Annotated in this window: 27 protein-coding genes and 1 pseudogene; 10 read left to right on the forward strand and 18 right to left on the reverse strand. The window is 69.7% G+C overall.

The genetic code is table 11. From position 1 onward, the window contains the following. The first annotated feature begins 198 nt into the window (after nt 1-198). The 3 genes from OG811_RS28375 (at nt 199) to OG811_RS28385 (ending at nt 1,866) form a co-directional block, all read left to right on the forward strand. Nucleotides 199-561, forward strand: coding sequence for an antibiotic biosynthesis monooxygenase family protein (locus OG811_RS28375; protein WP_406070096.1), 363 nt, complete (start codon nt 199-201; stop codon nt 559-561). 88 nt (nt 562-649) lie between these two features. Then, complete coding sequence (locus OG811_RS28380; RefSeq protein WP_406070097.1) at nt 650-1,342, forward strand: DsbA family oxidoreductase; 693 nt, start codon at nt 650-652, stop codon at nt 1,340-1,342. Next, the gene (locus tag OG811_RS28385; RefSeq protein WP_406070099.1) at nt 1,342-1,866 is read left to right on the forward strand and encodes an NUDIX hydrolase; all 525 of its coding nucleotides are present in this window, start codon (nt 1,342-1,344) and stop codon (nt 1,864-1,866) included. Before OG811_RS28380 ends, OG811_RS28385 begins: the two co-directional genes overlap by 1 nt. Before the next feature lie 158 nt (nt 1,867-2,024). Here OG811_RS28385 and OG811_RS28390 read toward each other — a convergent pair whose 3' ends face one another. From OG811_RS28390 to OG811_RS28400, 3 genes are read right to left on the reverse strand one after another with little or no spacing between them, the layout of a single operon-like run. After that, nucleotides 2,025-2,597, reverse strand: coding sequence for a TIGR03086 family metal-binding protein (locus tag OG811_RS28390; RefSeq protein ID WP_406070101.1), 573 nt, complete (start codon nt 2,595-2,597; stop codon nt 2,025-2,027). Next, complete coding sequence (locus OG811_RS28395) at nt 2,584-3,066, reverse strand: SRPBCC family protein (protein ID WP_406070102.1); 483 nt, start codon at nt 3,064-3,066, stop codon at nt 2,584-2,586. Before OG811_RS28395 ends, OG811_RS28390 begins: the two co-directional genes overlap by 14 nt. Next, nucleotides 3,063-3,425: an ArsR/SmtB family transcription factor gene (locus OG811_RS28400; RefSeq protein WP_406070104.1), complete on the reverse strand. Its 363-nt coding sequence runs from the start codon at nt 3,423-3,425 to the stop codon at nt 3,063-3,065. Before OG811_RS28400 ends, OG811_RS28395 begins: the two co-directional genes overlap by 4 nt. Nucleotides 3,426-4,049: 624 nt before the next feature. Between OG811_RS28400 and OG811_RS28405 the strand changes: the two genes are divergently transcribed. Next, a complete protein-coding gene (locus OG811_RS28405) occupies nt 4,050-4,493 on the forward strand; it encodes a hypothetical protein (protein ID WP_406070105.1) in 444 nt (147 codons plus the stop codon). A gap of 106 nt (nt 4,494-4,599) precedes the next feature. Here OG811_RS28405 and OG811_RS28410 read toward each other — a convergent pair whose 3' ends face one another. From OG811_RS28410 to OG811_RS28420, 3 genes are all read right to left on the reverse strand, one after another. Beyond that, the gene (locus OG811_RS28410; protein WP_406070107.1) at nt 4,600-5,418 is read right to left on the reverse strand and encodes a hypothetical protein; all 819 of its coding nucleotides are present in this window, start codon (nt 5,416-5,418) and stop codon (nt 4,600-4,602) included. 215 nt (nt 5,419-5,633) lie between these two features. Then, on the reverse strand, nt 5,634-6,014 hold the full coding sequence (locus OG811_RS28415) for a hypothetical protein (RefSeq protein ID WP_406070108.1): 381 nt from the start codon (nt 6,012-6,014) through the stop codon (nt 5,634-5,636). Further along, complete coding sequence (locus OG811_RS28420; protein WP_406070109.1) at nt 6,011-6,871, reverse strand: MFS transporter; 861 nt, start codon at nt 6,869-6,871, stop codon at nt 6,011-6,013. Before OG811_RS28420 ends, OG811_RS28415 begins: the two co-directional genes overlap by 4 nt. A 122-nt stretch (nt 6,872-6,993) precedes the next feature. Here OG811_RS28420 and OG811_RS28425 point away from each other — a divergent pair, with 122 nt between their 5' ends. Together OG811_RS28425 and OG811_RS28430 are read left to right on the forward strand one after the other, a co-directional pair. Further along, the gene (locus tag OG811_RS28425) at nt 6,994-7,947 is read left to right on the forward strand and encodes a LysR family transcriptional regulator (RefSeq protein WP_406070111.1); all 954 of its coding nucleotides are present in this window, start codon (nt 6,994-6,996) and stop codon (nt 7,945-7,947) included. A 10-nt stretch (nt 7,948-7,957) separates the two neighbouring features. Beyond that, nucleotides 7,958-8,695, forward strand: a complete 738-nt coding sequence (locus OG811_RS28430; protein ID WP_406070112.1) for a VOC family protein — start codon at nt 7,958-7,960, stop codon at nt 8,693-8,695. Nucleotides 8,696-8,761: 66 nt separating this feature from the next. Here OG811_RS28430 and OG811_RS28435 read toward each other — a convergent pair whose 3' ends face one another. The 8 genes from OG811_RS28435 to OG811_RS28470 all read right to left on the reverse strand — a co-directional run bounded on the left by OG811_RS28435 (nt 8,762) and on the right by OG811_RS28470 (nt 16,716). Next, a complete protein-coding gene (locus OG811_RS28435) occupies nt 8,762-9,607 on the reverse strand; it encodes an SAM-dependent methyltransferase (RefSeq protein WP_406070114.1) in 846 nt (281 codons plus the stop codon). Nucleotides 9,608-9,713: 106 nt separating this feature from the next. After that, complete coding sequence (locus OG811_RS28440; RefSeq protein ID WP_406070116.1) at nt 9,714-10,115, reverse strand: nuclear transport factor 2 family protein; 402 nt, start codon at nt 10,113-10,115, stop codon at nt 9,714-9,716. A 232-nt stretch (nt 10,116-10,347) separates the two neighbouring features. After that, nucleotides 10,348-10,533 (reverse strand): hypothetical protein, encoded by a 186-nt coding sequence (locus tag OG811_RS28445; RefSeq protein ID WP_406070117.1) that lies wholly within the window; start codon nt 10,531-10,533, stop codon nt 10,348-10,350. A 26-nt stretch (nt 10,534-10,559) separates the two neighbouring features. Next, nucleotides 10,560-12,506, reverse strand: a complete 1,947-nt coding sequence (locus OG811_RS28450) for a hypothetical protein (RefSeq protein WP_406070118.1) — start codon at nt 12,504-12,506, stop codon at nt 10,560-10,562. 5 nt (nt 12,507-12,511) lie between these two features. Further along, nucleotides 12,512-13,312, reverse strand: a complete 801-nt coding sequence (locus tag OG811_RS28455) for an ABC transporter ATP-binding protein (RefSeq protein WP_406070120.1) — start codon at nt 13,310-13,312, stop codon at nt 12,512-12,514. Nucleotides 13,313-13,613: 301 nt separating this feature from the next. After that, nucleotides 13,614-14,420, reverse strand: coding sequence for a sugar phosphate isomerase/epimerase family protein (locus tag OG811_RS28460; protein ID WP_406070121.1), 807 nt, complete (start codon nt 14,418-14,420; stop codon nt 13,614-13,616). After that, the gene (locus OG811_RS28465) at nt 14,417-15,568 is read right to left on the reverse strand and encodes a dihydrodipicolinate synthase family protein (protein WP_406070123.1); all 1,152 of its coding nucleotides are present in this window, start codon (nt 15,566-15,568) and stop codon (nt 14,417-14,419) included. Before OG811_RS28465 ends, OG811_RS28460 begins: the two co-directional genes overlap by 4 nt. After that, nucleotides 15,565-16,716, reverse strand: coding sequence for a Gfo/Idh/MocA family protein (locus tag OG811_RS28470; protein WP_406070124.1), 1,152 nt, complete (start codon nt 16,714-16,716; stop codon nt 15,565-15,567). The genes OG811_RS28465 and OG811_RS28470 overlap by 4 nt, the downstream gene beginning before the upstream one ends. Nucleotides 16,717-17,248: 532 nt before the next feature. On the opposite strand from OG811_RS28470, the gene OG811_RS28475 reads away from it, so the two are divergent. The 4 genes and pseudogenes from OG811_RS28475 (at nt 17,249) to OG811_RS28490 (ending at nt 20,746) form a co-directional block, all read left to right on the forward strand. Further along, nucleotides 17,249-18,319 carry a LacI family DNA-binding transcriptional regulator gene (locus OG811_RS28475; RefSeq protein ID WP_406070126.1) on the forward strand — a complete coding sequence of 357 codons (1,071 nt, stop codon included), beginning with the start codon at nt 17,249-17,251 and terminating at the stop codon, nt 18,317-18,319. After that, a complete protein-coding gene (locus OG811_RS28480) occupies nt 18,316-19,332 on the forward strand; it encodes a phosphotransferase family protein (RefSeq protein WP_406070128.1) in 1,017 nt (338 codons plus the stop codon). The genes OG811_RS28475 and OG811_RS28480 overlap by 4 nt, the downstream gene beginning before the upstream one ends. After that, nucleotides 19,333-19,551: pseudogene (locus OG811_RS28485) on the forward strand (GNAT family N-acetyltransferase); the annotation flags it as partial. A gap of 73 nt (nt 19,552-19,624) precedes the next feature. Next, on the forward strand, nt 19,625-20,746 hold the full coding sequence (locus OG811_RS28490) for a hypothetical protein (RefSeq protein WP_406070129.1): 1,122 nt from the start codon (nt 19,625-19,627) through the stop codon (nt 20,744-20,746). A gap of 39 nt (nt 20,747-20,785) precedes the next feature. Here the strand turns inward: OG811_RS28490 and OG811_RS28495 are convergent, their stop codons facing one another. From OG811_RS28495 to OG811_RS28510, 4 genes are read right to left on the reverse strand one after another with little or no spacing between them, the layout of a single operon-like run. Beyond that, nucleotides 20,786-22,054: an MFS transporter gene (locus OG811_RS28495; RefSeq protein ID WP_406070131.1), complete on the reverse strand. Its 1,269-nt coding sequence runs from the start codon at nt 22,052-22,054 to the stop codon at nt 20,786-20,788. Next, on the reverse strand, nt 22,051-23,886 hold the full coding sequence (locus OG811_RS28500; RefSeq protein WP_406070132.1) for an IucA/IucC family protein: 1,836 nt from the start codon (nt 23,884-23,886) through the stop codon (nt 22,051-22,053). Before OG811_RS28500 ends, OG811_RS28495 begins: the two co-directional genes overlap by 4 nt. Continuing rightward, nucleotides 23,883-24,503 (reverse strand): GNAT family N-acetyltransferase, encoded by a 621-nt coding sequence (locus OG811_RS28505; protein WP_406070133.1) that lies wholly within the window; start codon nt 24,501-24,503, stop codon nt 23,883-23,885. The genes OG811_RS28500 and OG811_RS28505 overlap by 4 nt, the downstream gene beginning before the upstream one ends. After that, nucleotides 24,500-25,777: a lysine N(6)-hydroxylase/L-ornithine N(5)-oxygenase family protein gene (locus tag OG811_RS28510; protein WP_406075958.1), complete on the reverse strand. Its 1,278-nt coding sequence runs from the start codon at nt 25,775-25,777 to the stop codon at nt 24,500-24,502. The genes OG811_RS28505 and OG811_RS28510 overlap by 4 nt, the downstream gene beginning before the upstream one ends. Between the last annotated feature and the right edge of the window lie 15 nt (nt 25,778-25,792).

Raw genomic sequence — 25,792 nt, forward strand, 5'->3', positions numbered from 1 at the left:
CCGGCACCGTTGGCCCCGCGTTCGTGATCCGTCAAGGTGCCGGTCATACCGGGGCAACCGCCCTGATCTTGGTGACGCGCGACCCGGGCGCCGCTACCTGCCTCTGGCAGTGGTGCTGCAACAACCACTCTTGACCTCAACTTTGGTTGAGGTTGCAGGGTGGCGGCAGGCCTGCCCCGCATGTTGAGGAGTGTGTACGTGAGCACGGATGCCAGCTTCTACTCGATCATCGACTACACGGTGGACGGCCTCGGCACCCAACAGGAGTTGGTAGCGGTCTTCGCAGAGATTCAGGAGCGCTGGGTGCGCTTTTATCCTGGCTACCAGTCGGCCCGCTTCCACGTAAGCACCGACGGCTCTCGGGTGTACAACATCGTGCGTTGGGCCAGCGAGGCGGACTACCGCAACTTCGTGGAGACCTCAGACACCGAAGGCCGGATGACCGCCATCCGTCAGGCCCTGGAGGGCCTGTCCGGCAAGGCCGAACCGCGTATGAGTGGCGTTCCCACCTGCACTGTCGTCCGCGAGGTCGGCCCCGGACCACAGCGTCTCGACGCCTGACTGAATCGGACCACACCCAGCGGGCGCCTCGGCCAGGGATACGGGCCGAGGCGCCCGGTGACCGATAGCCACGCACCGAAGGACGTTCGTGAGAGTAGAGGTCTACGCCGATGTGCTGTGCCCGTGGTGCTACATCGGCAAGAGACGCCTGACCGCCGCGCTGGAGCACGTCACCGAGCGGGACAAGGTGCAGATCGTCTGGCGCAGCTTCGAACTGGCACCTGATGAAGGCCGGACCCCCGGCCGCACCGCCGCGGAGGCCATGGCTGGTTGGTGGGGGGATCAGGCGCCGGCTCGAGTAGCCAGAATTGAGGCTCTGGGCGCTGCGGAAGGCCTGACGATCAACCTGCATCGGGCCCGGCCGGTCAACACCTTCGACGCGCACCGCCTGTGCCACCTCGCCGCTGACCGAGGCCGAGCCGACCAGATGATGGAGCAGTTGCTGCGCGCCTACCACACCGACGGGCTCAACGTCGCCGACCCGCAGGTCCTGCAACGCCTCGGCGGCGAAGCAGGGCTCGCTGACGCCGAGGTCCGCGCTGTCCTGACCGGCGACGACTACGCCGAAGACGTCCGAGCCGACCGGCGTCGCGCGGCCGAACACGGCGTCACCGGCGTCCCCTCGTTGGTGATCAATGGCGGGCGCCCAGTGTCGGCCATCCAGCTCCCCACTCAGCTTCGTCGACTACTGGAGTCCGGCCTGACCGCCCTGTATGGGACGCCGGGCCAGACCGCACTGGTTCATCGAGATATGTCACAACCTCGCCGTAAGTTTGGGTGATGAGCGACGAGCTACTGATGCGATCTTGCGAGGCTGCGGACGTGGACGCGCGCCGGGCCCTTCAGAAGTTCGACAACGCATGTCAATGGCTGGAACGCGCCAAAGAGACACTCATGTCCCCGCTTGCGGCCGAGGTATGGGTCTTCGACGAGGCTCTGGCGCAGGTGCTGCTCGTGAACCATCGCTGGCGGCCCTGGGTCCCACCCGGCGGGAAGGTGGAGCCCGGCGAAACGCCTCGGGAAGCGGCCAGCCGTGAGCTATTCGAAGAAACGGGACTGCGCGCGGAGTTGCTGTCCACGCCCGCAGCCGTTGCCGCGCGCTCGTATAGCCGAGGCTGGTCCCCAACTCTCGGGCTGTCGTATGTGGCGATCGTTGACGTCTCCACGCCGCTCGTCGAAGAGATCGGACAGCCGCTGGCATGGACGCGCCTGGACCACGACTGGGACAGCTTCTTCCCTGACGATCCGCGGCGCATCCGTTGGCAGGCAAGACGGCTTGCGCATGGACGAATATCCAAGCGGTGAACTGCAACGCTCAGCGGAAGGGGCCCGCGCGACCAGCGGCAGATCCGGATGTCGTTGGGGTCCTGCTCAGGTTGCTGGTCGGCACGCGAGCCGCTCCTGGTAGGCGGTCTTTGGGAATGATGGCGACTTCCTTGAAGCACGTGGTCGCGGGCCGGGGGTCAACGCGGCGTCCAGTTCGGGTCCCGGCCGATGAAGCCGAGCATCTTGGTCTGTGCGTCGGCGTCGTCCTTCACCGGCACCCGGGCGCCGTATTGCCCGGACGACCGCATGACCTGCTCGATCGGCTCCATCCCGGCCAGCAACTCGACGCAGAAGTCGGAGTCGAGCCGGTCGTCCTGGCCAGTGGCCCGGGCGAGGTCCCAGGTGTGCATGAACACGTCGGCGGTGTAGAACTGTTCGATCGCGCGGTCCAGCGGAACCTCGCCGATGTGCCGGTTGCTCAGGACCAGGTCGGCGGTCGCCGGGTCGTCGAGCAGCGCCTGCACGGCGTCGCACTGCGTCTGCCACGCGCCGACCGGGTCGTCGTCGACGCTCGGGCCGGCCGGCAGTTGGATGCCGCTGCCGGCGGCGAGGAACGATGGGAACCACTCCGTCAGGTGGCGCACCACGTCCCGGGCGGTCCACTCGGCGACCGGCGAGGGCACGTCCCATGACCGGGTGCCCCGGACGCGGTCCGTGAACACCCGGCCGATCTCCCGGTGCCGCTCGGCGAGCCGGTCAGACAGTGCCATCGGCGAGCATCTCCTCGAGCTTCGCGTAGCCCTCGTTGACCCCGATCTCCATGCCGCTCTTGAGCCACGCATCCCGGCCCTCGAAACTGTCTACAAGGGACTGCGTGCGCAACCGGGTGCGGCCGTTGCCGAGGTCCTCGAACCACAGCGTCTCCAGGGCCACACCGTCGGGGTCGCCCTCGTAGGTGAACGTCTGCACGATGCGGTCCGGCCGGACCTCGTGGAAACAGCCGCGGAACGCGTGTTCCTCCCCGTCCCGTGTGGACACAACCCGCCAGCTGCCGCCGGAGCGCACGTCCCACTCCTCGATGCGCGTCTCCAGGGAGCTCGGGCCGATCCACTGCGCGAACAGCTTGGGATCGGTGTGCGCCCGGAACAGTTGCTCCGGCGTGCCCGCGAACTCGCGGGTCATGCGAATGATCGGCACGTTCGGGTCGGCCTCGATCTTGGTTTCGGCGATGGTGCTCATGCCACGCTTCCCTTCTGCTCATCGTTGCCAATCTCGGTCTTGTTCACTTGCGCGAGGACCCCGTCCAGGCGGCGGTAACGCTCCTCCGCCTGGCGCCGGTAGCGCTCGATCCACTTGTCCATCAGGTCGAAGACCTCCGCTTCCAGCCGCACCGGCCGAGGCTGGGGCCCCGGCGGCCGGCTCACCACCCCGGCGTCCTCCAGCACGTTCAGGTGCTTGTAGACCGCCTGCAGCGACATCTGGTATGGCTCGGCGAGCTGGTTCACAGTCGCGTCGCCGGCCGCCAGCCGGGTCACCATGTCGCGTCTGGTCGGATCCGCGAGTGCCGCGAAGATCCGGGACAGCTCGTCCGCCGCCATCGGCACCTCACTTCGAACAGTGTTTCAACCCCTCGGTTGAAACCGACGTTAGTCGCCGTTCCCGGATGTGTCAATCGTTGGGTTGAAAGTCCTGCTCAGCCGTTGGGCGTGGACGGACAGGTGGGGTTGATCGTGGTTGGCCAGGTGCGCTGCCGGTAGTCAAGGTAGGAGGCCAACACCGACGCGGGAGTGGGGCCAGCGGGATGATCTGGTCGCCGAGGTGCGGGGGCGACTCTCCAATGGCTCATCCGCGTCACCAACGCTAACTCCGCCCGGCGCTACTTCTATCGACCCGCTTCGCCGGGGGTTGCCCATACATCCAGACGGAGAGCATTCCTTCCGTGTACGCAATTTCCGCTCATGACGCGCACTCACATCGGCAGTTCAGGATGCCCGCTCGACTCAGAGGCCAACTACCCGCGGTGACCGCTCTTGATCGGTCACCACGCCCGGTCGGCGGCATGTCCGGACGCTCGAGACGACGTCCAACCCGGTGTGGCGATGGGCTGCAGCATAGTGATGCGGCAGCCGTTGTTCGGGTCGGCGGCGCTCACCGGACATGGGGCTGCCGCTCAACAGCCTGCCGTGGTGCGCGCGCGTGGCGAGCAGGCTATCGTCCGCCGCATGAGTGAAACCCCGCTGTCCGATGTCATGTCGGAGCACGCGGAAACCAAGACCCCAGAGAGCTACGAGCGCTTTCTCAGGCTCTTCCGGGCCTCCACGGTCGGCATTGTGGCCACCGGAGTGCCCGCCCACGGCGCGCACGGGTATGTCGCTGACGGCAACCTTGGCGCGGGCAGCACCACTCACGGCGACGGACGGCCACGCGTGCTGGCATACGCCGATCCCGAAGCGGCACTACGCAACGTTGGTCCCCGGTTCAACGCGGGCCTGTCCGGTGAGGTCCTCCTCCAGATGGCCGTGACCGATCCCGATTGTGAAGGCGTTCTCGTCAACAGCGCCATCTGCGAGATCAGCCTGGTAATCAGCAAATCAACCGCCCAGGCCCTACTGGCGCCAACCGCCATCGAAGCGCCCGGCCCGCGGCGTTGGTGGAAACGCCGTTAGGGCCGATATCGCGACTTCAGGCAGCACACTCATCTCGGCTACATGAGTGGACGGGTACAGCGTTGATGATTACTCACCGATGAGCGTCATCCGTCCAGGCCGACTCTCAGCGCGGCAGGTGCATGCAGTGGGCCACCGTGGCGTCGTCCGGGACCTGAACATCGGGGCCGCCGCCAGCTTGGGCTTCGGCCTGCCGGAGGCGACGGATGAGGCCGGCTGGTCCGTCGGCGGCGAGTAGTTTCAGGACGCCGGGCCAGTCGGTCAGGCCGTACGGGCTGACGATGCGGCTGGCACCGTTGCTGAGCAGCGCGACGCCGGTCAGGTCAGCGAGGGACCGGCTGCCGGTGACCGCCTCCTGCGCGGCGCGCGGGTCGTCCTTGGCGATCCAGTAACCGCCCGGCTGGTTCCGGCGGGCACGCATCGCCGTGACGCAGAAGCCGCGGATGCGGTCGTACTCCGGCGTGCCCTGAGGGACCCCGGCCAGGGGCGCCGCGCAGTCGCGCCTGGCGATCACCTCGCGCTCATCGGTGATCACCTGCGGGCCGGCGTGGGCGTGATCGAGGACGAGGAAGGAGTCCGCGAGCAGGAGATAGTTCAGGCGGCCCCGGCGGGCGCGGACCATCAGGACGGTGGCCTGCGGGCTGCTGGGGTCCGCGATGTCGCAGGTGTCGCCGTGCTCGGCGGCCGTTCCGCCGATGGCGCTGGCGAGGATGGCCCGGAGGTCTCGCCCGTCGTCGCGCGACAGGTGGCCGAGCAGCGTTCCGCCGAGGCGGTGCGTGTACCAGGCGACACCGTGGGAGCAGAGCGATTCGGCTCCCGGGATGCCGGCACCGTCCAGCAGGACGACAGCGCCGGGCACAGCACCGACAAAGTCCTCGTTCGGCCGTCCGGCCCTACCGGCGCTCGTCGCCAGACTGACGTACATGTGTGGGCTCCTCCGTGGTCGAGGGCAGGGACGACGCGTGCGGCCGGTGCCACGACGGGTGTGAATATCGCTGACCAATTGTCGGAGCACGGTGCTGGACAGTCGGCGTGCCGTATCCCGGTGGATCGCCCTGAAGCTCGACGGCGACCGGCTTCTCTTCGACCTGCTCCTGGCCTGGGACCCGGACGCGTAGAACCGGACGATGCGCCCGCGCGTCAGGCGACCCGGATGTCTTCGTCGCGCCGGTATGCGGTGCGTTCGGTGCCGGCAGGCAGCAGGAGCGGGGTGGCGAGCAGGAGGACGCCGGAGGCGGTGATCGCGGCGAGCGGGCTGGTGAGTGTGGCAAGAATGCCCCAGATCACCATCAGGGCGGCCTGTAGGAGTTTGCCGGTGGCACTCCACGTGCTGAGGATTCGGGCGGTGTGATCCGCGGGAGTCCGTTGCAGGCGTTCGGTCGCGGAGATCGGATTGAAGATTCCCATGCAGGTGATCAGCAGGCCCTCGACGATGATCACGGTGATGAGTCCGGGGACGCCGGGTTGCACGAACGTGAGACCGAGCGGGAAGAGCGAACGCAGCCAACCGGAGCTGATCATGACCGGTGCCGGCCGTAGCGGGCCACGAGGCGCGCGGACAGCCGGGCGCCCACGAAGCCGCCGAGTGCCGGGATGCCGAAGGTAAGACCGTACTGCCAGGCCGGGAAGTGATATTGCCCCAGCAGGAGGACGGCCAGGAGCGGGGCGGTGGCCATGATGAGGCCGCCGACCAGGATCGAGTTGAGGAACAGGCCCCTGAGTACGCGGTCGCCGAGGATGAACCGCCAGCCGTCCAGAAGGTCGGCTCCGCGCAGCCTGCTGGCCCGGTCGCGGGGTGATGCGACGTCGCCGCCACCGATGCGGAGGACCCCGAACGCGGACACCAGGTAGCTGAAGGCATCGGCCAGGACAGTGATGACCGGGCCGAGCAACCCGATGAGCGCACCACCGAGGGGCGGACCCACGGCTGTCGCCACCCAGTTCGTGCCCTCGAATCTCCCGTTCGCCACGAGGAGGTGATCGCTGCGGACGAGATACTTCAGGTACGCGCCGGATGCGGCACTGAAGGCGATGCTCGCGGTTGCGGAGATGACCGAGACGACCAGCAGTTGGCCGTAGGACAGCTTGCCGAGGACGTACGCGATCGGGACACTTGCCATCGCGACGAACCGGATCAGGTCCATCGCGATCATCACGGGCCGCTTGGCCCGGTGCTCCACCCACGGTCCGAGCGAGAACGCGACAATCGCCGCGACGGCAAGCCCGGCCGCCTCCAGGAGCGACACGGCGAACGCCGGCGAGTGCAGCACGTGAACTGCGATCAGCGGAAATGCGCCGAAGGCAATCCACGTACCGTAGGTGCTGGCGGCGTAGGCCGACCACAACCAACCGAAATCGGGCCCCAACCGCACACGCATGCGACTCCCTCGCGACAACCGATGTTCGGGTCTCCGCATCACACCGGCCGCATCGCCGCAGATCAAACAACCGCCTTCCGGGCGAGCCACAACCATTAGTTGTGCAGATGCATACTGTTTCAGTGGATACCGAAGCGGTGCGATCGTTCGTTCGCGCGTCCGAGCTCGGCCAGCTGCAACACGCGGCCGACGAACTCGGCGTCACGCAGCAGGCCGTGTCGAAGCGGATCGCGACCCTTGAACGCGAACTCGACGTCCGGCTGTTCACCCGCACCGCCCGAGGGGTCGAGCTGACACTCGACGGCCAGGCGTTCCTCCCGCACGCCCGGACCATCGTCACAGCTGTCGATCGCGCCATCGCCGCGATCAGACAGGGCTCACGGGCTCTTCGCATCGACGTTCTCGGCCTGCGCACCGCGCAGGCCGTCGTCCTGCACGACTACTGGCGGTCGCATCCGGACACCAACCTCGACGTGGTGACCCTCAGGGTCAACGACCCGCGCGCGGCGGTCGCCGCCGTCCAGGCCGGCGATATCGACGCGTCGTTCCGGTCGGTGACCGACCCGGCCACACTGCCACGCGACGTGCAGATGATCCACGCGTTCGACTCGCCGCTGGAACTCCTCGTCGGCCCGAGGCACCCGCTGGCCTCCGCACGGACACTGACGCCGTCCCAGCTGCGTCAGCACCGGATCTGGGTGCCGGGTATCGCGCCGCGAAGCGAGTGGGCGGAGTTCTACGATCAGCTCGCCACCGACTTCGACCTCCGCATCGACGCCGCGGGGCCAAACTTCGGCAACGAGGTACTCCTCGACATCCTCGCGGACTCCACCGACGTGGCAACCCTCGTGGGCTCGCGCGACCGGTACGCCTGGCCGACGAACTACGACCTACGCCGGATCCCGATCGTGAAACCGGCGCTCGCGTACCCTCTCTCGCTCATCCTTCCCCGAGCGAACCCACACCCAGGGCTCCGGGCGGTCATCGCCCACCTCGGAAGCCTGACACCGCTCCCCGCGACGGCCTGGCGCCCATCCTGGGCACCGACACCACACACCAGCGACGGAGACAATTAGCATCGTCGGCATGGCAACACGGCTCGTGCAGATCAACATGAAGGCTCGCGACGACTCCGCGTTGGGCGGTTTCTGGGCGGAGGCACTCGGCTGGGGAGTCTCCAGCGAGGGACCCGGCGTGACCAACCTCGAACCCGAGGGCTTCGTCTACCCCGACCCCGTCGCTGTCTGCCTCGACCTCATCATCTCCCCGGAACCCAAGACGGTGAAGAACCGCGTGCACGTCGACCTCGCCACCACCTCGGCGGCCCATCAGGCAGAGGTGGTCACGCGCCTGAAGGACCTCGGCGCAACACCCGCCGACGTAGGCCAGGGCGACGTCCCATGGACGGTCATGGCCGACCCAGAGGGCAATGAGTTCTGTGTGCTGGACCCCCGACCGCTCTACCGGGACACCGGACCGATCGCCGCGGTAGTGGTCGACTGCGTGGATCCGCGAGCCATGGCCCGCTTCTGGGGCAAGGCCATGGACTGGACCCTGCACGAGGTGACCGACCACAACGCGGTGCTGCGCTCCGCCAAGGGCGTCGGCCCGTTTTTGCAGTTCCTCCGCACGCCCGACGTGAAGACCGTGTGGAACCGCGTCCATCTCGACGTCCGCCCATACCCAGGTGACGACGTGAAGGCCGAGGCGACCAGACTGCGGGCTCTCGGAGCCACCGCCGTCGACCTGGGCCAGAGCGAGGTCCCGTGGACGGTCCTCGCCGACCCGGAAGGCAACGAGTTCTGCCTCCTCGCCCCAGGCTGACCCCAACCCTCGCCATTCGCTCACCATGGGCACCAGCCCGGACTTTGCGACGCGCCCTGGGGCAGGTCAGCGCTTGCGGGCCACCGCACCGTAGATGGAGGCGTCGGCCAGGGACGGGCGTTGCTCCGGAGGCACCCGCGGCCGCCACTCGGTGACCGGGACGATGCCCGGCTCGGCCAACTCCAGGCCGGTGAAGAAGCGCGCGAACTCGGCCCGGTCGCGGGGCACGGCGTCCTGCTTCATCCGGCCGGAGGCGAACTCGGCGAGCATCCGCTCGACGATCTCGGCGGGGATGTGGTCGGTGGTGAAGTGGGTCAGCGCCAGCCAACTGCCCGACGGCAGCGCGTCGAGCAGCCGGGCGACGTGCTCGTGCGGGCGATCGTCGTCGGTGAGGAAGTGCGTCACGGCGACCAGCACCAGGGCCACCGGACGGGACAGGTCCAGTGTGGCGTGCAGCTGTGGGTCGGCGAGGATCTGCTCCGGGGCGCGCAGGTCGGCGTCCAGGTAGGCGGTGGCGCCGGCGGGGTCGCTGGTCAGCAGCGCTCGGGCGTGGACCAGCACCATCGGATCGTTGTCGACGTAGACCACCCGGGACTCGGGTGCGACGGACTGGGCCACCTCGTGGGTGTTGTCGGCGCTCGGGATGCCGGTGCCGATGTCGAGGAACTGCCGGACGCCGGCCTCCTCGGCGAGGAACCGGACGGCCCGGCCGAGGAAGGCCCGGTTTTCCCGAGCGAGGGTACGCACCCCCGGGTAGACGGCGGCGATCTGGTCCCCGGACTCCCGGTCGACGGCGAAGTTGTCCTTGCCGCCCAGCCAGTAGTTGTAGCGGCGGGCCGGATGCACGACCGAGGAGTCAATGCGGTCAGCACCCCGACCCTCGGGCCGATCCGACGTGGACGGCACCGTCACGAGACCTCCCCAGGTCTACCGGCTGGGCCGCCGTGTGGCGCGACCCCGTGCCCGGACCATGGTAGGTGCTGTACGTGGGGGCGCGGGGCCCGTACGGACCCGCCGCCTAAGCGCGGGTGCCGCCGGTGATGCTGGCGAGCGCGTCGAGCAGAGGCAAGGGGTTGATGTAGTCGCGGTACGACAGGATCTGACCGTTGCGGACCCGGAATACGGCGATGACCACCTGCTCGAACGCCGCGCCAGTCGTGACAAGGGTTCCGTGCGCTTCGTACTCCACGATGACCGTCTCCGGATCAGTCGTCTCGTGCACCACCACGTTGCGGTGTTCGACGATCCTGATGAATCCTTCGGCAGTCTCGATCAGATGCCTGCGGATCTCCACTCGGCCCTGCACCCGCGCGGGCACGCCCGGCGGCCGGTACGGCCACTCGATATACCCGTCGGGCGCCATCAACCCCACGAACCTGTCGATATCCAGTTCGCGGCCCGCCCGCAACACCTGCTCCACGATCTCGCCTGACGTTACGGTCATCGGTTCTCCTTCCGCAGATGCACGTTCACTGGTCGACCGTAGTGCCTCCCTGCCATGAGCGGGCTTGAGCGGCCCGCCGACGCATCGGACCAGGAAAAGGCTTACCAGACGGCTATTGACGGTCCCGCCCGCCACCGGCGAGCACCACGACGTCGGACATCGCCGGTAAGGTCGTCCGCGTGAGCGCCTCGGTGAGAGGTGCGGGCGTTCACGAGCGGCGTCGGCGGCACCCAGCACGGTCCGTGGCTAACGGCCGCGTCGACGGGTCGCCGTTCACGGCCATCGGCACCACCAGCACCGGCAGCACGGCGCCCAGCAGGGTCAGCCAGGGCAGCACGAGCTGGTCGAAACGCGCCACCGCCAGCAGCCCGCCGCGCACCACGATGACGAGCATCGCCAATGTCCGCCCCGCCCCGACCTTTACCCGTCAAACGATTCGAGTTCGTGCTGTTGTTCCGGGTCGCCAACCTCGCGGATCGCGACGGCCTCGTGCTGGCCCTTGCTCGTCTTGTTGCGGATGGTGGGCAGGATGGCCTGTGCGTACAGGAAGACACCGATCAGGACGTTGAGGGCGGCGACCGGTAGCCCCCATTCGCGCGGCAGGTACATCGCCAGGAACCAGGACTTCGTGTCGATGCCGGTGAGGAGGAAGACCAATGGCAGCAGGCCCTGCGGAAACAGCAGGATCGAGCCGCCGACCCAGTGGAGGACGCCGATCGCCGCGTCCCGCCTGGACACCTCGATCTTGTCGCCGCCCGCAGCCGCCGTCCGGCCCGCAGCCGCCGTCCGGCCCGCAGCCGCCGTCCGGCCCGCAGCCGCCGTCCGGCCCGCAGCCGTCTTCCGGCCGGTACGCATGACGTGCAGCATCTCCGCGCCCTTGGCGGTGAGCTGCCTACTCGCCACCGAGCCCAGCCACCAGGCGAGCGCGATGCCGGTCGCCAGGCTGATCGGTCCGCCGGCCCACAGCAGCAGAGGCAGGTCGAACTGGTCGCCGAGGATCACGGCGGTGAGCGCCGGGGCGGGCGGGATCAGGCCGAACCAGAACAGCGCATTGGACTGTCCGGTCGTGTCGGCGCGTTCGAGCGGGTTGTCCGGGCGCTTGTGCGCGTCGGGACCGGGCACCATCGCGGCCACCGAGGCGTAGATGATCAGGCCGGCGCCGCCGCCGAGCAGCGCCGGCACGGTGGCGGCGACCCACGGCCAGGCCCAGGTGTAGCCGCTCCAGATGGTGAAGCCGATGCTGAGGGCGATTGAGATCGGGCCGAACACGGCCAGGTAGGCCCACTGCCGGCCGCGGACGTCAGCATGGTGGGTGCCCGTCATGATGGTCTGCCAGAGTGCCGTGCCGTCCTGGCTGTACAGGTTGCCGGCCGAGGTGATGGCGAACAGGGCGACGGCGGGGCCGGCCCACGGCAGCAGCGCCTTCTCGTCGAAGGTGAGTGGCAGCAGCACGGTGAGCAGCGCCCAGACGATCGGCACGGTGGCGGTGGTGGTCCGCAGCGGGTCACGCCACCAGGTGCGCAGCTCCCTGCGGAAGACCGCGCCGGTCGGGCCGGCGAACAGGCCGCCGGCCGGCACGGGGGCGTGGCTGGTCCCGCTGACGGTGACCCGGGAGCGGCGTGGTGTGCCGAGGGTGGCCGTCCAGATCAGCAGGAGCAGGCCGATGAGTACGGCCAGACCGGCGAGCGCCGCGAAAACCAGTAGCCAGTCGCCATTCTCGGCGGCCTCGACGGCGACCACGCCCCAGCTCGACGGAATCCCGCGCAGCGTGGTGGAGAACGTGGACGAGAAACCGGTGGAGAGCACGTCCGAGTAGATGACCGCCACGATGATCATCCAGCCGGACTGGGAAAGGACGATCATGGCGGCGAACAGCACGCCGGTGATCGCGGCGCCGATCCGGGAGGTGGCGACAAAACCGAAGAGGGCGTACGCGACGCGCGACAGCAGCACCACGAACACGAGTTCCCCGGCAGCGGCCGGCACGGCGATCAGGGTCGGCACCACGCCCAGGTGCGCCGCGTACGTGATCAGGCTGAGGAAGGCCAGGGCCGTGACCGCCGTGGTGATGCCGACGAAGGCGGCGCCGAGCAGCCCGACCGCGAGTTTCCGGCGCGGCATCGGCAGCAGCGCGAAGTGGTCGGCGCGCAGCACGGCCGAGCCGCCCCACAGCGGGCCAACCACCCAGCCCAGCATCCACGTCACCCAGACGCAGGCGAGCAGATCGCCCAGCACACCCGGTTCGGCGATGTCGACGAACGTCAGCCAGATCGTGGCGGCGGCGAACAGCAGCCCGAAGATGCCGCCGGTCACCATCCAGGCGGCCTTGCCGCCGGTCATGGAGTTCCGGATGATCGCGAGCTTCATCCGGATCAGGACGCCAACCACGACAGCCCTCTCACCGCATGCTCGTCGCCACCGACCAGCCGGACGAACGCCTGCTCCAGCGTCTGCTCGCCGCGGACCTCGGCCAGCGGTCCGGCCGCGACGACCCGGCCATTGACCATGACGGCGACCGTGTCGCACAGCTGCTCGACCAGTGCCATGACGTGGCTGGACAGCACCACCGAGCCGCCCGACTCGACGAAGCGTACGAGGATCGCCTTGAGCGCGGCCGCGGACACCGGGTCGACCGCCTCGAACGGCTCGTCCAGCACCAGCAGTCGGGGCCCGTGCAGCAACGCGGTGGCCAGGCCGATCTTCTTGCGCATGCCGGTCGAGTAATCCACCACGAGGGTGGTCTCGGCGTCGTTGAGCTCCATCACGTCAAGCAGCTCCTGGGTGCGCTCGGCGAGCACGGCCGGCTCGATCCCGCGCAACTGCCCGATGAACGTGAGCAGCTCCCGGCCGGTGAGCCGTTCGGGCATCGCCAGCCCGTCGGGCAGGACGCCCATCAGCGCCCGCCCCTGGACCGGGCCGTCCCAGACGTCCACGCCGAACACCTCGGAGCGGCCCTCGTCGGGACGCAGCAGGCCGACCGCCATGGACAGCAAGGTGGTCTTGCCGGCACCGTTCGGGCCGACCAGGCCGAAGAACGATCCCTGCGGCACGGTCAGCTCGACGTGGTCGACCGCGACGTTGGCGCCGAACGCCTTGTGTAGGCCGGTCAGCAGCAAGGCCGACGCCGGACCATCCGCTCCGGAGTGCCTCGCCGGGTCGTCTTGCGCTTTCATGGGATCTCCCGTGACGTCTGATCTCTGCGGCCGGCATCAAATGCCCGAGACGGTGCGCCAGCAGGATGGATCTGAACGGACAAAACCGGGCGACAAGCAGGTCCACCCGCCGGCAGCGGCCCATACTAGCGGCGTCGCCACAGCAGGGTGAACGGCCGGCGAGGGCCAGCCCGAGCAACGGGGCGACGCCGACCCCGGCGAGCGTGCAGGCGACCGCGAGCAGCGCCGGTGGCACCCAGCACGAGGCGGGCACGGTACGCGGGGCACGGTCGCGCCGACGGGCCGCCGCCGTTCGAGAGCCTCAGACAACGTGGCGCAGGTAGCCGGCTATCGCCGCGTCCAGCACCTCCGGGCCCGGACGCGCCCACACCTCGGCGGAGAAGACCTCCACCTCGATCGGGCCGACATAACCGGCCGCGTCCACCACCTCGCGCAGCCGACGCAGCTCGACGCAGCCGTCGCCGGGCAGCGCCCGACCGAGCAGCACCCCCTCCGGCAGCGGCGTCACCCAGTCGCAGACCTGGAACGCGGCGATCCGGGCCCCCGCCCGCGTGATCTGCGCGTACACGGTGTCGTCCCACCACACGTGGTACGCGTCCACGACCACGCCGACCACCGTTGGGTCGAACCGTTCGGCGATGTCCAGCGCCTGGCCGAGGGTGGCGACCACGCAGCGGTCGGCGGCGAACATCGGGTGCAGCGGCTCGATGGCCAGTCGGACCCCGGCCGCCGCCGCGTGCGGGGCCAGCTCGCCGATCGCGTCGGCGACCCGACGCCGAGCGCCGTCGATGTCCCGGCTGCCGGCCGGCAGCCCGCCGGACACCAGCACCAGCTCCGGGGCGCCGAGCGTCGCCGCCTCCTCGATGGCCCGCAGATTCTCCGCCCGCCAGTCGTCGGTGGAGAAGAAGCCGCCCCGGCACAGGGAGGTCACGGTGAGGCCGGCGTCGCGGACCAGCTTCGCCGACCGGGCCAGCCCGTGCTCCGCGACCGGCTCCCGCCACAACCCGATGCCCGGTACGCCGGCAGCGACGCAACCGGCCACCACCTCGGTCAGCGGCCAGCGCTGGGCGGTCGCCTGGTTGAACGAGAACCGTTCCAGCCCGCTCATTGCTGCACACCCGCGACGGTGAACAGCGCCCGGGCGCGGGCGGCGGCCAGGTCGGCGTCGGGCAGCAGCCCGGCGGCGTCGGCCAGGGTGAGCAGCGCCGCCAGGTGCGCCGGGGAACGGCCGGACTGCGCGCCGGCGACCATCGTGAAGTGGTCCTGGTGCCCGGCCAGCCAGGCCAGGAACACGATACCCGTCTTGTAGTGCCAGGTCGGCGCCGCGAACAGGTGCCGGGCCAGCGGCACGGTCGGCGCGAAGATCTTGGCGTACGCCGGTAGGTCCTCCCGGTCGAGGGCGGCCAACGCGGCGGCGGCGGCCGGCGCGATGGCCGCGAACACCCCGAGCAGCGCGTCGGAATGACCCACCTCGTCGCCTCGGATCAGCTCCGGGTAGTGGAAGTCGTCACCGGTGTAGAGGCGCACCCCGGCCGGTAGGCGACGGCGCAGTGCGACCTCCCGACCAGCGTCCAGCAGCGACACCTTGATGCCATCCACCGTGGACTGATGCGCCTTGATCAGCTCAATGACCGTGTCGGCGGCCAGGTCCGGGTCGACCGCACCCCAGTAGCCGGTCAACGCCGGGTCGAACATTGGACCCAGCCAGTGCAGCACGACCGGCTCCTCGGCGGCGGTCAGCAGTTCGTCGTACACCCGGAGGTAGTCTTCCGGGCCACGGGCCGCAGCGGCCAGGTGCCGGCTGCACATCAACACCGGCCGCGCGCCGGCCGCGCGTACGTCGTCGAGCTGTTCCCGGTAGGCGGCGGTGACCGCCGCCAGGGTGGCCGGGCCGGTCGGCAGTTGATCCGTGCCGACCCCGGCGACGATGCGCCCGCCCACCGCGCGGGCCTCGGCGGCGCTGCGACGGATCAGCTCCCGGGTGGCCCGGTAGTCCAACCCCATCCCCCTCTGGGCGGTGTCCATCGCCTCGGCGACCCCCAGCCCGTACGACCAGAGATGCCGCCGGAACGCGAGGGTGGTGTCCCAGTCCACCACCGCTGGGGCACCCGGCGCGTTCTCCGCGCTCGGGTCGGCGACCACGTGTGCGGCGGCGTACGCGATCCGGCTGGTTGCCGGCGCGTCCGGTCGAGCGAAGCCGCTCCCCCCGGCCAGCCGGTGCCGCCGGCCGCCCGGCAGCACCACCTCCGCGGTCATCGGTGCAGCTCCGGCACCTCGACACGGACACCCTCGCGGGCCGAGCGCAGCCCCAGCTCGGCGAGCTGTACGCCGCGGGCGCCGGACAGAAAGTCCCAGCGGAACGGCTCACCGGCCACGACGTGCCGCAGGAACGCCTCCCACTGCACCTTGAAGCCGTTGTCGAACTCCTCGTTGTCGGGCACCTCGGCCCACTGGGCACGGAAGTCCTCGGTGGCCGGTAGGTCCGGGTTCCACACCGGCTTCGGGGTGACCGCCCGGTGCTGCACCCGGCAGTTGCGCAGCCCGGCGACCGCGCTGCCCTCAGTGCCGTCGACCTGGAACTCCACCAGCTCGTCGCGGTACACCCGGACGCACCAGGACGAGTTGAGCTGCGCGATCACCCCACCGTCGAGTTCGAAGATGCCGTACGCGGCGTCGTCGGCGGTGGCCGGATACCCGTGACCGGCCTCGTCGACCCGCTGGGGCACGTGGGTGGCGGTCACGCAGGAGACGGCGGCGACCCGACCGAACAGCTCCTCCAGCACGTAATGCCAGTGCGGGAACATGTCGACCACGATGCCGCCGCCGTCCTCGGCCCGGTAGTTCCACGACGGACGCTGAGCGGGCTGCCAGTCGCCCTCGAAGACCCAGTAACCGAACTCGCCGCGCACCGAGAGGATCCGGCCGAAGAAGCCACCGTCGATGAGGCGCTTGAGCTTGCGCAGACCGGGCAGGAAGAGCTTGTCCTGCACGACGCCGGTGCGTACGCCGGCCGCGTCCGCCGACCGGGCCAGGTCGAGCGCGGCGGCGGTGTCCTCGGCCAGGGGCTTCTCGGTGTAGATGTGCTTGCCGGCCTCGATGGCCTGCCGGATCGCCTTCTCCCGCTGTTGGGTGACCTGGGCGTCGAAGTAAATCTCGACGTCGTCGCGGGCCAGCGCCGACGTCAGGTCGGTGGTCCAGTCGGTCAGCCCGTGCCGTTCGGCGAGCTCCCGGAGCTTGGTCTCGTTGCGCCCGACCAGGACCGGTTCCGGCCAGATGGTGGTGCCGTCGGCCAATGCCACGCCGCCGGATTCGCGGATGGCCAGCAGCGAGCGGACGAGGTGCTGTCGGTAGCCCATCCTTCCGGTCACGCCGTTGACGAGAATGCCGATCGACCTGCGGGTCATGGTGTTCCCTAAGGTTGAAGTTGTTCGGGGTTGGTGCCCGGAGACCCAGGGCGACGGGGTGTGGCTGCTGGTGGGTCTGCCGCACGGTGGCTCGGAAGGAGCGGCAGCCCCGCCAGCGCATCAGGCAAACGCTTTCCTGAAAGGTTAGGGGGCCACGCTGATACCAGGCAAGGCCTTTCCTCGATCAGATTCCACCGATGCTTGTCAGGCTCGACGGTCCGTCGCGGCTGGACGGTCAGGCCGTGACCGGGTAGGTGTCCAGCAGGCCACACCGACCCCGCTTGACCGGGTCGCCCACCGCGTACACCCCGGCCTCGCCCAGGTGGCGCATGCTGGCCTGGCCGTCGCTCTCGGCGATGAAGCTCCGGCGGGTGGTCCCCCACGAGCAGCGCCTGGTGGGCAGTTTCGTCGAGTCGAGGTGCCGCCAAGCGATCGGACATGGCCGGGCCGCCGCGTGGGAAAGGGCTTTCTCTGCGGTACCGTGACGCTAACCGGCACGGCGAAACGCCGTCAACAGACCGAGGGGCGGGCCATGGCGACCCTGTCCGATGTGGCACGCCGAGCGGGCGTCTCACCCGCCACCGCCTCCCGTGTGATCAACGGCAGCAGCAAGCCGGTGACCGACGAGTTGCGCGAGCGGGTGCTCGCCGCCGTCGCCGAGCTGCAGTACGTGCCGAACGCACACGCTCAACTGCTGGCCCGCTCGCACCGCAGCGCGGTGGGCGTGATCGTGCACGACGTCTCCGACCCGTACTTCGCCGAGATCACCCGTGGGCTCCAACGCGTCGCCACCGACCAGGGCCGGCTGCTGATGATCTGCAACAGCTACCGGGACCCGGACCGCGAGCTGGAGTACGTGGAGCTGCTGCACGGTCATCAGGTGGCGGCGTTGATCCTGGCCGGTTCCGGCTATCACGACGAGGCGTTCACCCGGCAGCTCAACGAGAAGCTCGCCGCGTACGAGGCCACCGGCGGGCGGGTGGCGGTGATCGGCCGGCACGAGCACTCCGGCGACGCGGTGATGCCGGACAACCGGGCCGGCGGCTACCTCGCCGGGCGGGAGCTGTGCGGGCTGGGGCATACCGCGATCGGCGTGGTCGCCGGCCCGCGCATCCTGACCACCACGACCGACCGGCTGGCCGGCCTCCGGCAGGCGCTCACCGAGCAGGGCCGCGACCTGCCGGACCGGCGGATCCGGTACGCGGAGTTCGACCGCGACGGCGGCGCCGAGGCCACAGCCCGTCTGCTCGACGCCGACCCGGACCTGACCGCGATCGTGGCGCTCAACGACTCGATGGCCATCGGCGCGCTCGCCACCCTGCGGGCGCGTGCACTGGCCGTGCCGCAGCAGGTCTCCGTGGTGGGCTTCGACGACATGCCGATCGCCCAGGACGTGACCCCGGCGCTGACCACCGTGCGACTGCCGCTGGTCGACATGGGGGTGCGGGCGATGTCCCTGGTGCTCGGTGCGGAGAGCCAGGCGCCCCGGGTCGAGGTGCTCCCCGCCGAGCTGGTCCGCCGCGGCACCGCCGGTCCCGTCCCGCCTTCCGCCCGCCGCACCGCCGGCTCGGCGCCGCGCGCTCGACGGGGTGACACCGCGTGACCGGCATCAGCCCGACGCAGCGTTCCCTCACGAGCGACGACGTGGCATACCTGGTCCGCGCGTCGTTCGGGCCGCACGTCCGGGTCCGGGACACCGGTCCGCTGGCCGGCGGCGGGTACGCGACGGTCTGGTGGGCGCTGCTCGACGACGACCGCCGGGTGGTGCTGAAGCTGGCCCCGCCGGCTGGGACGCCGCTGCTGCGCTACGAACGAGGACTCTGTGCCGCCGAGGCTCGATACTTCCACCTCGTCGCGGAACATGCGCCGCAGGTGCCCGTACCCCTGGTGTTGCGACACGGCAGCGACCCCGCGTACGGCGAGTGGTTGGTCACCACGATGCTGCCCGGCCGGTCGCTGGCGGAGCTGGCCGAGGCCGGCGTCGCGGTCGACGACGGCCCGGCGCGGTACGACCTCGGGGTGGCCCTCGCCGCGTTGCACCGGGTCACCGGCGATCGGTTCGGGTACGACGACGGCCGGGCCGGCGGGCCGACGTGGCGGGCGGCGTTCACGGCGATGCTCGACGCGCTGCTCGCCGACGCGATCGACTGGCACGTCCGGCTGCCGGTGACCCCGGACCGCCTGCACACGCTGGTGGGGCGGCACGCCGACGTGCTGGACGAGGTACGCCGCCCGGCGCTGCTGCACTTCGACTGCTGGGACGGCAACGTGCTGGCCGCGCCCGACCCGGACGGCCGGCTGCGGCTACACGGCCTGGTGGACGGCGAACGGTTCCTCTACGGTGACCCGCTGCTGGACCTGGTCTCGCCGCTGCTCTTCCGGCGCGTCGAGGACGAGCCGGAGCACCCTCTGCTGCGCGGCTACCGCAGCGCTGCCGCCGAGCTGGTGCTGGACGCTTCGGCGCGCCGCCGGCTCGGCCTCTACCGGCTGCACCTCTACCTGCTGATGACGGTGGAGATGCCCAGCCGTGGCATGACCGCGCAGAGCCATCCGGGGCTGGCCGCCCGGCTGGCGGCCCTGCTCGATCAGGAGATCGCCGCGCTCGACCGGGGCTGACGCGCGGTCGGCACCGCGCTGTGCCGCGACGCCCTGACCTGGGCCCGCCAACAGGGGTACGCCGGCATGCAGTTCAACGCCGTGGTGAAGAGCAACCGTTCGGCGGTGGAGTTGTACCGGCGGGAGGGCTTGAGGTCGGTCGTCGGCACCGTGCCGCGCGCGTTCCGGCACCCCACCCTCGGCCGGGTCGGCCTGCACGTCATGTACCAGGAGTTCTGACCGGGCCCGGTCGCGTTCGTGATGGCCTCGGTTGGGCAACCGGCAGAGTGCACGACATCGATACCCTTGCGGAGTGACTCTCAAGGGAGCATTGGCGTGGATCGTCACCGGTGGCGTAGGTCTCTTCATTGGTGCCACGGTGGGGCTGTTCATGACGGTGGCCTTCGAGGATCCACTCAAGAAGCTCCTGCTACGGGTTCGCCGGAAGGGCAGACGCCTTCGGACGGGCAGGCGAGCTCCGGAAGCTTCGGACTTTACCTTCGGCGGCCTCACGTCACCGTGCATGATCGTGGCTGGCAACGGTACCGAGGCCATCAAAGAGGAACTGGTGCACCTCATCGTTAATGACGAGCCCGTCGAACTGCCTGCCGAGTTGACGACCTGGCGGTCGGAGATCGCCACAGAGCAGCAGGCCAGGAAGGATTCCGGGAAACCGCACCACTGGAACGGTGACTGTTTCGCTGTCGATGACCTGGTCGAGGAGCGGACCGCCCGCGACGAGGATACGGAGCTGTTCCTCCACCTACGCCGAACGGATTACTACAGTTTTCTGGCCAGTCAGCACCTCGACAGGCGATTCCGGGACGGCACCACGCCACGGACCAGATACATCGATCCGGTCGGTCACCGCAGAGCGCCCGTCTTCATGTCGCTGAGCCTCGGGACCAGCACACTGGTCATCACGACCGACAACCGCGTTCTGATCTGCCAGCGGGGCAGTTGGGTCGGCTCACGACCGCTGCACTGGGGGGTGTCGGCAGATGAGGGGCTCAGCCCACGATTCGACTCACCGAGCGGCCTGCCCCCTCGATTACATGCTGCCGCGCGACGTGGGCTAGGCGAGGAACTTGCCCTTGAGGATCACGAGTATCGCCTCGCACTGCTCGGCATCACCATCGACACCGAACGGCACCAGTGGGACTCGGTGTTCGTCGCGTACGCTCACGACCTCACGTCAGAGCAACTCGAAGGTCGGATGAAGCGCGGCACGAAAGACGGCTCGCTGGAGATCGCGTCCTGGGAGTTCGTTCCCTTCGATGTCACGTCCGTCCTGCAGCGGCTACACGCCGGGCGGCCGGAGCGCAAGTGGACTCCGGTCGCGCCCGCTGCCCTCTATCTCGCCCTGGTCCACGAATACGGACGATGGCGAGTAGAACGACTGGTCAGGAGCCATTCGAAACGCTTCCACAGATGATGCCCGCTGAGTCGTTTGTGATGTCAGCTCCATAGCGTCTCAACCACCAACGGTGCCGCCGGCCGGGGCCGCGCGCAGTCCGGGCTGCACAGCGGCTGGCCCCGCGCCGGCGCGGCGGATCGGAGTGAAAAGGCCACCGACCGCGATCAGCAGGCACCCCGCACCCGCCGCGAGCGTCACCACCGCCGTGCCGTGCCGGCCTGCGGCCCAGGTCAGCACGACAGCACCGGCCGGACCGAGGGCGTAATGCGTGCTCCAGAACGCCGACGTGACCCGGCCGAGCAGATGATCGGGGGTGATCTCCTGGCGCAGCGACATCGAGCAGATCCCGCCGATGCTCAGGCAGCACAGATACACCGCGGTCAGCGCGGTGACCGCCGGCACGGTCGCCGCGACGCCGACGCCCGCGATCGCGAGACCGCAGATCGCGAGGGCGCCGATCCAGGTCGCGCCGAAGCCGTGCCGACGGCGTAGCGGGGCCACCAGCAGCGCGCCGGCGACCGTGCCCAGCGCCGCCAGACCGAGCACCGTGCCGACGGTGCCCTCGGAGCCGCCGAGGTCGTGTGTGACGTGGTAGATCAACACGTCGATGAAGCCGTAGGTCAGGAAGATGAAGACCGACAACAGGACGGTCAGCGCGCGGAGCACGGGCTGCCGCCACAGGAACCGCGCCCCGGCCAGGAACTCGGCCAGTGGCCGCTCCCGGGTCGCCGGTGTGGCGCCGTCGGCCTGCACGGGTCGCAGTCGGATCAGCCACAGACCGGCTGCGGAGAGCGCGAAGCTCGCCGCGTTGACGGCGATGGCGAGCGCCGGGCCGAAGCGGGCCGACACCACGCCGGCGAGCAGCGGCCCGAGGACGGCCGCCGCCGCGTACGTCGCCTGCAACCGGCCGTTGGCCTCGGTGATCCGGTCGGAGTCGACGAGGTTGCGGACCGCGGTCACCGCGGCGACCTGGAACACCATGCCGGCCGCCTCGCAGATCGGCAGCACGACGAAGAGCAGCCAGACCTGCGGGCCGGCCAGCCAGGCCAGTGGCACCAGGCCGTAGAGCAGCAACCGGGCCAGGTCCGCCACGATCATCAGTGTGCGGCGGTCGTACCGGTCGACCAGCACCCCGCCGAAGATCCCGGCGGCGACGGACGCCGCACCCGCGACGGCGGTGAGCAGACCCATCTGCGCCACCGACCCGGTCGCCTGGAGCACCAGCAGCGGCACCGCCAGGTAGGCGAACGAGTCGCCGGCCGCCGAGAGTGACTGCGCGATCCAGTATGTGCCGAAGGTGCGGTCCCGCCACATTGCGCCATTCACCGAGCCGGGGCGTGGGCCGCCAGCGGGTTGGTGAGGGTGCCGACGAACTGCAGCGCGGCCGACGGGTCGGCCAGGTCGATCATCTGCTGGTTGTCGCGCAGCTGGAGCCGGTTGAGGCAGGACAGCGTGAACTCCGGAGCGAACAGGTCGTAGTGGCGTACCCGCTCGGCCAGGTGCGGCACCCGGTCGAAGTAGTCGGCGGCGCAGGCCGCGACGGTACGCCAGAAGTCGTCCTCGCCGAGCACACCGGCCTCGACCAGCACCGCGCTGAGGTGCCGCAGGAAGCAGTCGACCACGTCGGTGAAGATGGTCAGCAGCTTGGTGTCGTCGGGCACGTCGACCCGGATCCGTTCCACCGCCGCCGGCAGCTCGACCTCGCCGCTCATCACCGCGATCTCCTCGGCGATGTCCTTGAAGATCACCCGCTCGACGGTGTCGGTCTCGTCGAGGACCAGGATGACGTTCTCGCCGTGCGGCATGAAGGCCAGGTCGTGGGCGTAGAAGCTGTGCAGCAGCGGGGTCAGGTAGGCGTCCAGGTAGCGACGCAGCCAGACCTCGGGCGTCAGCCCGGACCGGGCGATCAGCGCCGCCGCCAGTGAGCCGCCGTCGCTGTCCACGTGCAGCAGCGCGGCCATGGTGGACAACCGGCGTCCCGGCGCCAGGTCGGGCACCGGGCTCTCCCGCCACAACGCGGCCAGCATCTTGCGGTACGGGGAGGTGTGGTCGGTCGCCGCCTCGTACTGCCGGTGCCGGTAACCCACCGCGGCCCGCTCCCGGAGGACGATCAGGCCGGTGCCGGTCAGCACCTCGTCGGCGGCGATCAGGTCGGCCAGCCAGTCGTTGATCGCCGGGGTCGCCGCCATGTACGCGGCCGACAGCCCGCGCATGAAGCCCATGTTCAGCACCGACAGCGCGGTCTTCACGTAGTGCCGGCCCGGCTCGCTGACGTTGAAGAAGGTTCGGATGGACTGCTGGGCGAGGTACACGTCCGGCCCGGGGCCGAGGTGCACCAGCCGGCGTGCGGCCAGCTCCCCGGCGAAGGTGACCGCCAGCTTGTTCCACCACTGCCAGGGGTGCGCCGGGATCAGGTGGTGGTCGGCAAGGTCCAGGCCGAGGTCGGTCATCGTGGCCGCGAACCGGGCCCGGGTCTCCGCGTCCAGCTCGCTGTCGATCAACGTGTCGTAGTCGAGGTCGGCGGCGCTGCTGAACGTCGAGTGGTCCCGGTGCGCGGCCAGCCACTCCAGCCGGACCGGGGCGGCGGCCTCCGGTGCGTACCGGTGATATTCGTCGACGCCGAAGCCGAGCCGGCCGTTGTTGGCCACGAAGCAGGGGTGGCCCTCGGTCATCGACGTTTCGATGGTCTGGAAGTCCGCTTCGGCCAGCTCGGCGGCGCTCGGCGCGGACGGGGCGAGCTTGTACGCCGTGCCTGCCAACGTCGAGGTGATCTCCTCCAGGTAGACCGGGAGCACCCGCGCGGAGAGCCCGAGGGTGCCGCGCAGCTCGACGATGAGGTCCACCGCGTCCGGTGCCAGCGATGTGCCGTCGCGGTGCCGGGTGATGCTGTCCGCGTCAATCTGCCAGTGCGCCAGGGCGAGCACCCGCGCCGCGAACCGGTAGGTGACCGTGCCGTCGTCACTGCGGACCTCGTACCACTGCCGGTCGTCGGGTCCCGACGACACGGGTTCTGGGGCCAGGAGCCGTTCGTGGGCGAACTCGGCGAGCGCCTTGCGGACCAGCAGCCGGTTGGCCCGGGCCCAACGCCGCGGGGTGAGATGCCCGACCGGATCTCCGGTGGCGGCAGGCGTCCGGGTGGGGACGGCGGTGGTGGTCACGCCGGGGCTCCTTCGGTTCGGGTGACGGCAGCACGGTCAGCGGCGGCCCAGTCGGCGGCAGCGCCTTCGGCCGCCTGAAACTGGGCTCGGGTGCAGACGCTGAGCAGCGCGTCCTTCTCGGGCTTGGCGATCGGGCCGACGACCTCGAAGCCGACGGCGGCGTTCACCGCGTGCACGGCGGTGTTGCGGACATCCGGCTCGACCACCACCCGCCTGGTCGCCTGGTCGTCGAAGAGCCAGGCCATGACGGTGCCGAGCACCGCCCGGGTGAAGCCGTGCACGGGAGTGCCGACGGGCGCGCAGAGGAAGTGCATGCCCACGTCACCGGGCTGGTGGTCGTAGAGGCCGACCAGCTCGACGTGGGCCGGGTCGTAGCGTTCGGCGAGGAAGGCGGGACTCCCCTGCCACAGCCCGAGGTACGCGTCGTGGTGCGGGTGGTCGGCGATCCGCTGGTACTCCTCGGACACCCGGGCCAGGTCGGCGTCCTGCATCAACCAGAACGCTGCCTTCGGCTGGGTCACCCAGGTGTGCAGCAGTGCGGCGTCGGCGTCCGGGTCGAGGGTACGCAGCGCGAACTCACCGAGCCGTTCGTCGGCGCGGGTGAAGACGACGCTCACGACGCCACCCCGAACTCCTGGAAGGTGATGCGCTGCTCGATCGGATAGTGCTCCCGGCCGAGCAGCTCACGGATGATCCACGAGTTGCGGTAGGCACCCATGCCCAGGTCCGGTGCGGTGATGCTGTGCGTGTGGGTGCCCGCGTTCTGCAGAAAGATACCCCGCCCGCTGTGGTCGATGCTGTAGTTGCGGGCCACGTCGAAGCGGCCGTGCGCGTCCCAGCGGATCCGCTCGTGCACCGGCGCGAGAAACTCCGGCACTCGATAGTGGTAGCCGGTGGCCAGCACCAACCCTTCGGTACGCAGGACGAAGCCGCGCTCCTGCTCCACCTGACGCAACCCCAGCGTGTACGCCCCGTCCTGGTGACCGGCGCTGACCAGCTCGGTGTTGGTGAGCAGCCGGGTGTTCACCGGGCCGTTGACGCTGTGCGCGTACAGCAGGTCGAAGATCTCGTTGATCAGGTCGGCGTTGATCCCCTTGAACAGGCCCTTCTGCGCGGACTCCAGCCGGTAGCGGGTCTCCTCGGGCAGCGCGTGGAAATAGTCCACATAGTCCGGTGAGGTCATCTCCAGCGTCAGCTTGGTGTATTCGAGCGGGAAGAACCGCGGCGAACGGGTCACCCAGTTGAGCTGGTAGCCGTACCGGTCGATGTCACCGAGCAGGTCGTGGTAGATCTCGGCGGCGCTCTGCCCGCTGCCCACCACGGTGATGCTGCGCTTGGTGCGCAGCGCCGTCCGGTGCTCCAGGTAGCGGGAGTTGTGCACGGGGTCGCCGGGCAGCCCGGCCACGGCGTCGGGCAGGTGTGGCGGGGTGCCCGTGCCGAGCACCAGGTGCCGGGCCCGATACTCGACGGTCTCCCCCGTGCCGGTGCGGGCCCGCACCACGTACCGCTCGTCGGTGGAGTCGTACCCCACCGTGGTCACGGTCTGACCGAAGCGCAGGTTCGGCAGCTTCGCCGCCGCCCACCGGCAGTACGCGTCGTACTCGCCGCGCAGCGGGTAGAAGCTCTCCCGGATGTAGAACGGGTAGAGCCGGCCGATCTGCTTGAGGTAGTTGAGGAAGGAGTACGGCGACGTCGGGTCGGCGAGGCTGACCAGGTCGGCGATGAACGGGGTCTGCAACCGGGCCGACTCCAGCAGCATGCCGGGGTGCCAGGCGAGGCTCGGCCGGGCCTCCAGGAACACCCCGTCCAGCTCGTCGATCGGCGCGGTGAGGCAGGCCAGGCCCAGGTTGTACGGGCCCAGCCCGATGGCGATGAAGTCGTGGGTGGACATCGGAGTCTCCAGGCG

Source organism: Micromonospora sp. NBC_01638, assembly GCF_045209745.1.
Taxonomy (GTDB): Bacteria; Actinomycetota; Actinomycetes; order Mycobacteriales; family Micromonosporaceae; genus Micromonospora.

What these genes read in the sequence shown, in the direction of transcription:
- OG811_RS28385 (WP_406070099.1), top strand. Translation starts at nt 1,342, where the DNA reads ATGAGCGACGAGCTACTGATGCGATCTTGCGAGGCTGCGGACGTGGAC.
- OG811_RS28390 (WP_406070101.1), bottom strand. Translation starts at nt 2,597, where the DNA reads ATGGCACTGTCTGACCGGCTCGCCGAGCGGCACCGGGAGATCGGCCGG.
- OG811_RS28395 (WP_406070102.1), bottom strand. Translation starts at nt 3,066, where the DNA reads ATGAGCACCATCGCCGAAACCAAGATCGAGGCCGACCCGAACGTGCCG.
- OG811_RS28400 (WP_406070104.1), bottom strand. Translation starts at nt 3,425, where the DNA reads ATGGCGGCGGACGAGCTGTCCCGGATCTTCGCGGCACTCGCGGATCCG.
- OG811_RS28405 (WP_406070105.1), top strand. Translation starts at nt 4,050, where the DNA reads ATGAGTGAAACCCCGCTGTCCGATGTCATGTCGGAGCACGCGGAAACC.
- OG811_RS28410 (WP_406070107.1), bottom strand. Translation starts at nt 5,418, where the DNA reads ATGTACGTCAGTCTGGCGACGAGCGCCGGTAGGGCCGGACGGCCGAAC.
- OG811_RS28415 (WP_406070108.1), bottom strand. Translation starts at nt 6,014, where the DNA reads ATGATCAGCTCCGGTTGGCTGCGTTCGCTCTTCCCGCTCGGTCTCACG.
- OG811_RS28420 (WP_406070109.1), bottom strand. Translation starts at nt 6,871, where the DNA reads ATGCGTGTGCGGTTGGGGCCCGATTTCGGTTGGTTGTGGTCGGCCTAC.
- OG811_RS28430 (WP_406070112.1), top strand. Translation starts at nt 7,958, where the DNA reads ATGGCAACACGGCTCGTGCAGATCAACATGAAGGCTCGCGACGACTCC.
- OG811_RS28445 (WP_406070117.1), bottom strand. Translation starts at nt 10,533, where the DNA reads ATGCTCGTCATCGTGGTGCGCGGCGGGCTGCTGGCGGTGGCGCGTTTC.
- OG811_RS28450 (WP_406070118.1), bottom strand. Translation starts at nt 12,506, where the DNA reads ATGAAGCTCGCGATCATCCGGAACTCCATGACCGGCGGCAAGGCCGCC.
- OG811_RS28455 (WP_406070120.1), bottom strand. Translation starts at nt 13,312, where the DNA reads ATGAAAGCGCAAGACGACCCGGCGAGGCACTCCGGAGCGGATGGTCCG.
- OG811_RS28460 (WP_406070121.1), bottom strand. Translation starts at nt 14,420, where the DNA reads ATGAGCGGGCTGGAACGGTTCTCGTTCAACCAGGCGACCGCCCAGCGC.
- OG811_RS28465 (WP_406070123.1), bottom strand. Translation starts at nt 15,568, where the DNA reads ATGACCGCGGAGGTGGTGCTGCCGGGCGGCCGGCGGCACCGGCTGGCC.
- OG811_RS28470 (WP_406070124.1), bottom strand. Translation starts at nt 16,716, where the DNA reads ATGACCCGCAGGTCGATCGGCATTCTCGTCAACGGCGTGACCGGAAGG.
- OG811_RS28475 (WP_406070126.1), top strand. Translation starts at nt 17,249, where the DNA reads ATGGCGACCCTGTCCGATGTGGCACGCCGAGCGGGCGTCTCACCCGCC.
- OG811_RS28510 (WP_406075958.1), bottom strand. Translation starts at nt 25,777, where the DNA reads ATGTCCACCCACGACTTCATCGCCATCGGGCTGGGCCCGTACAACCTG.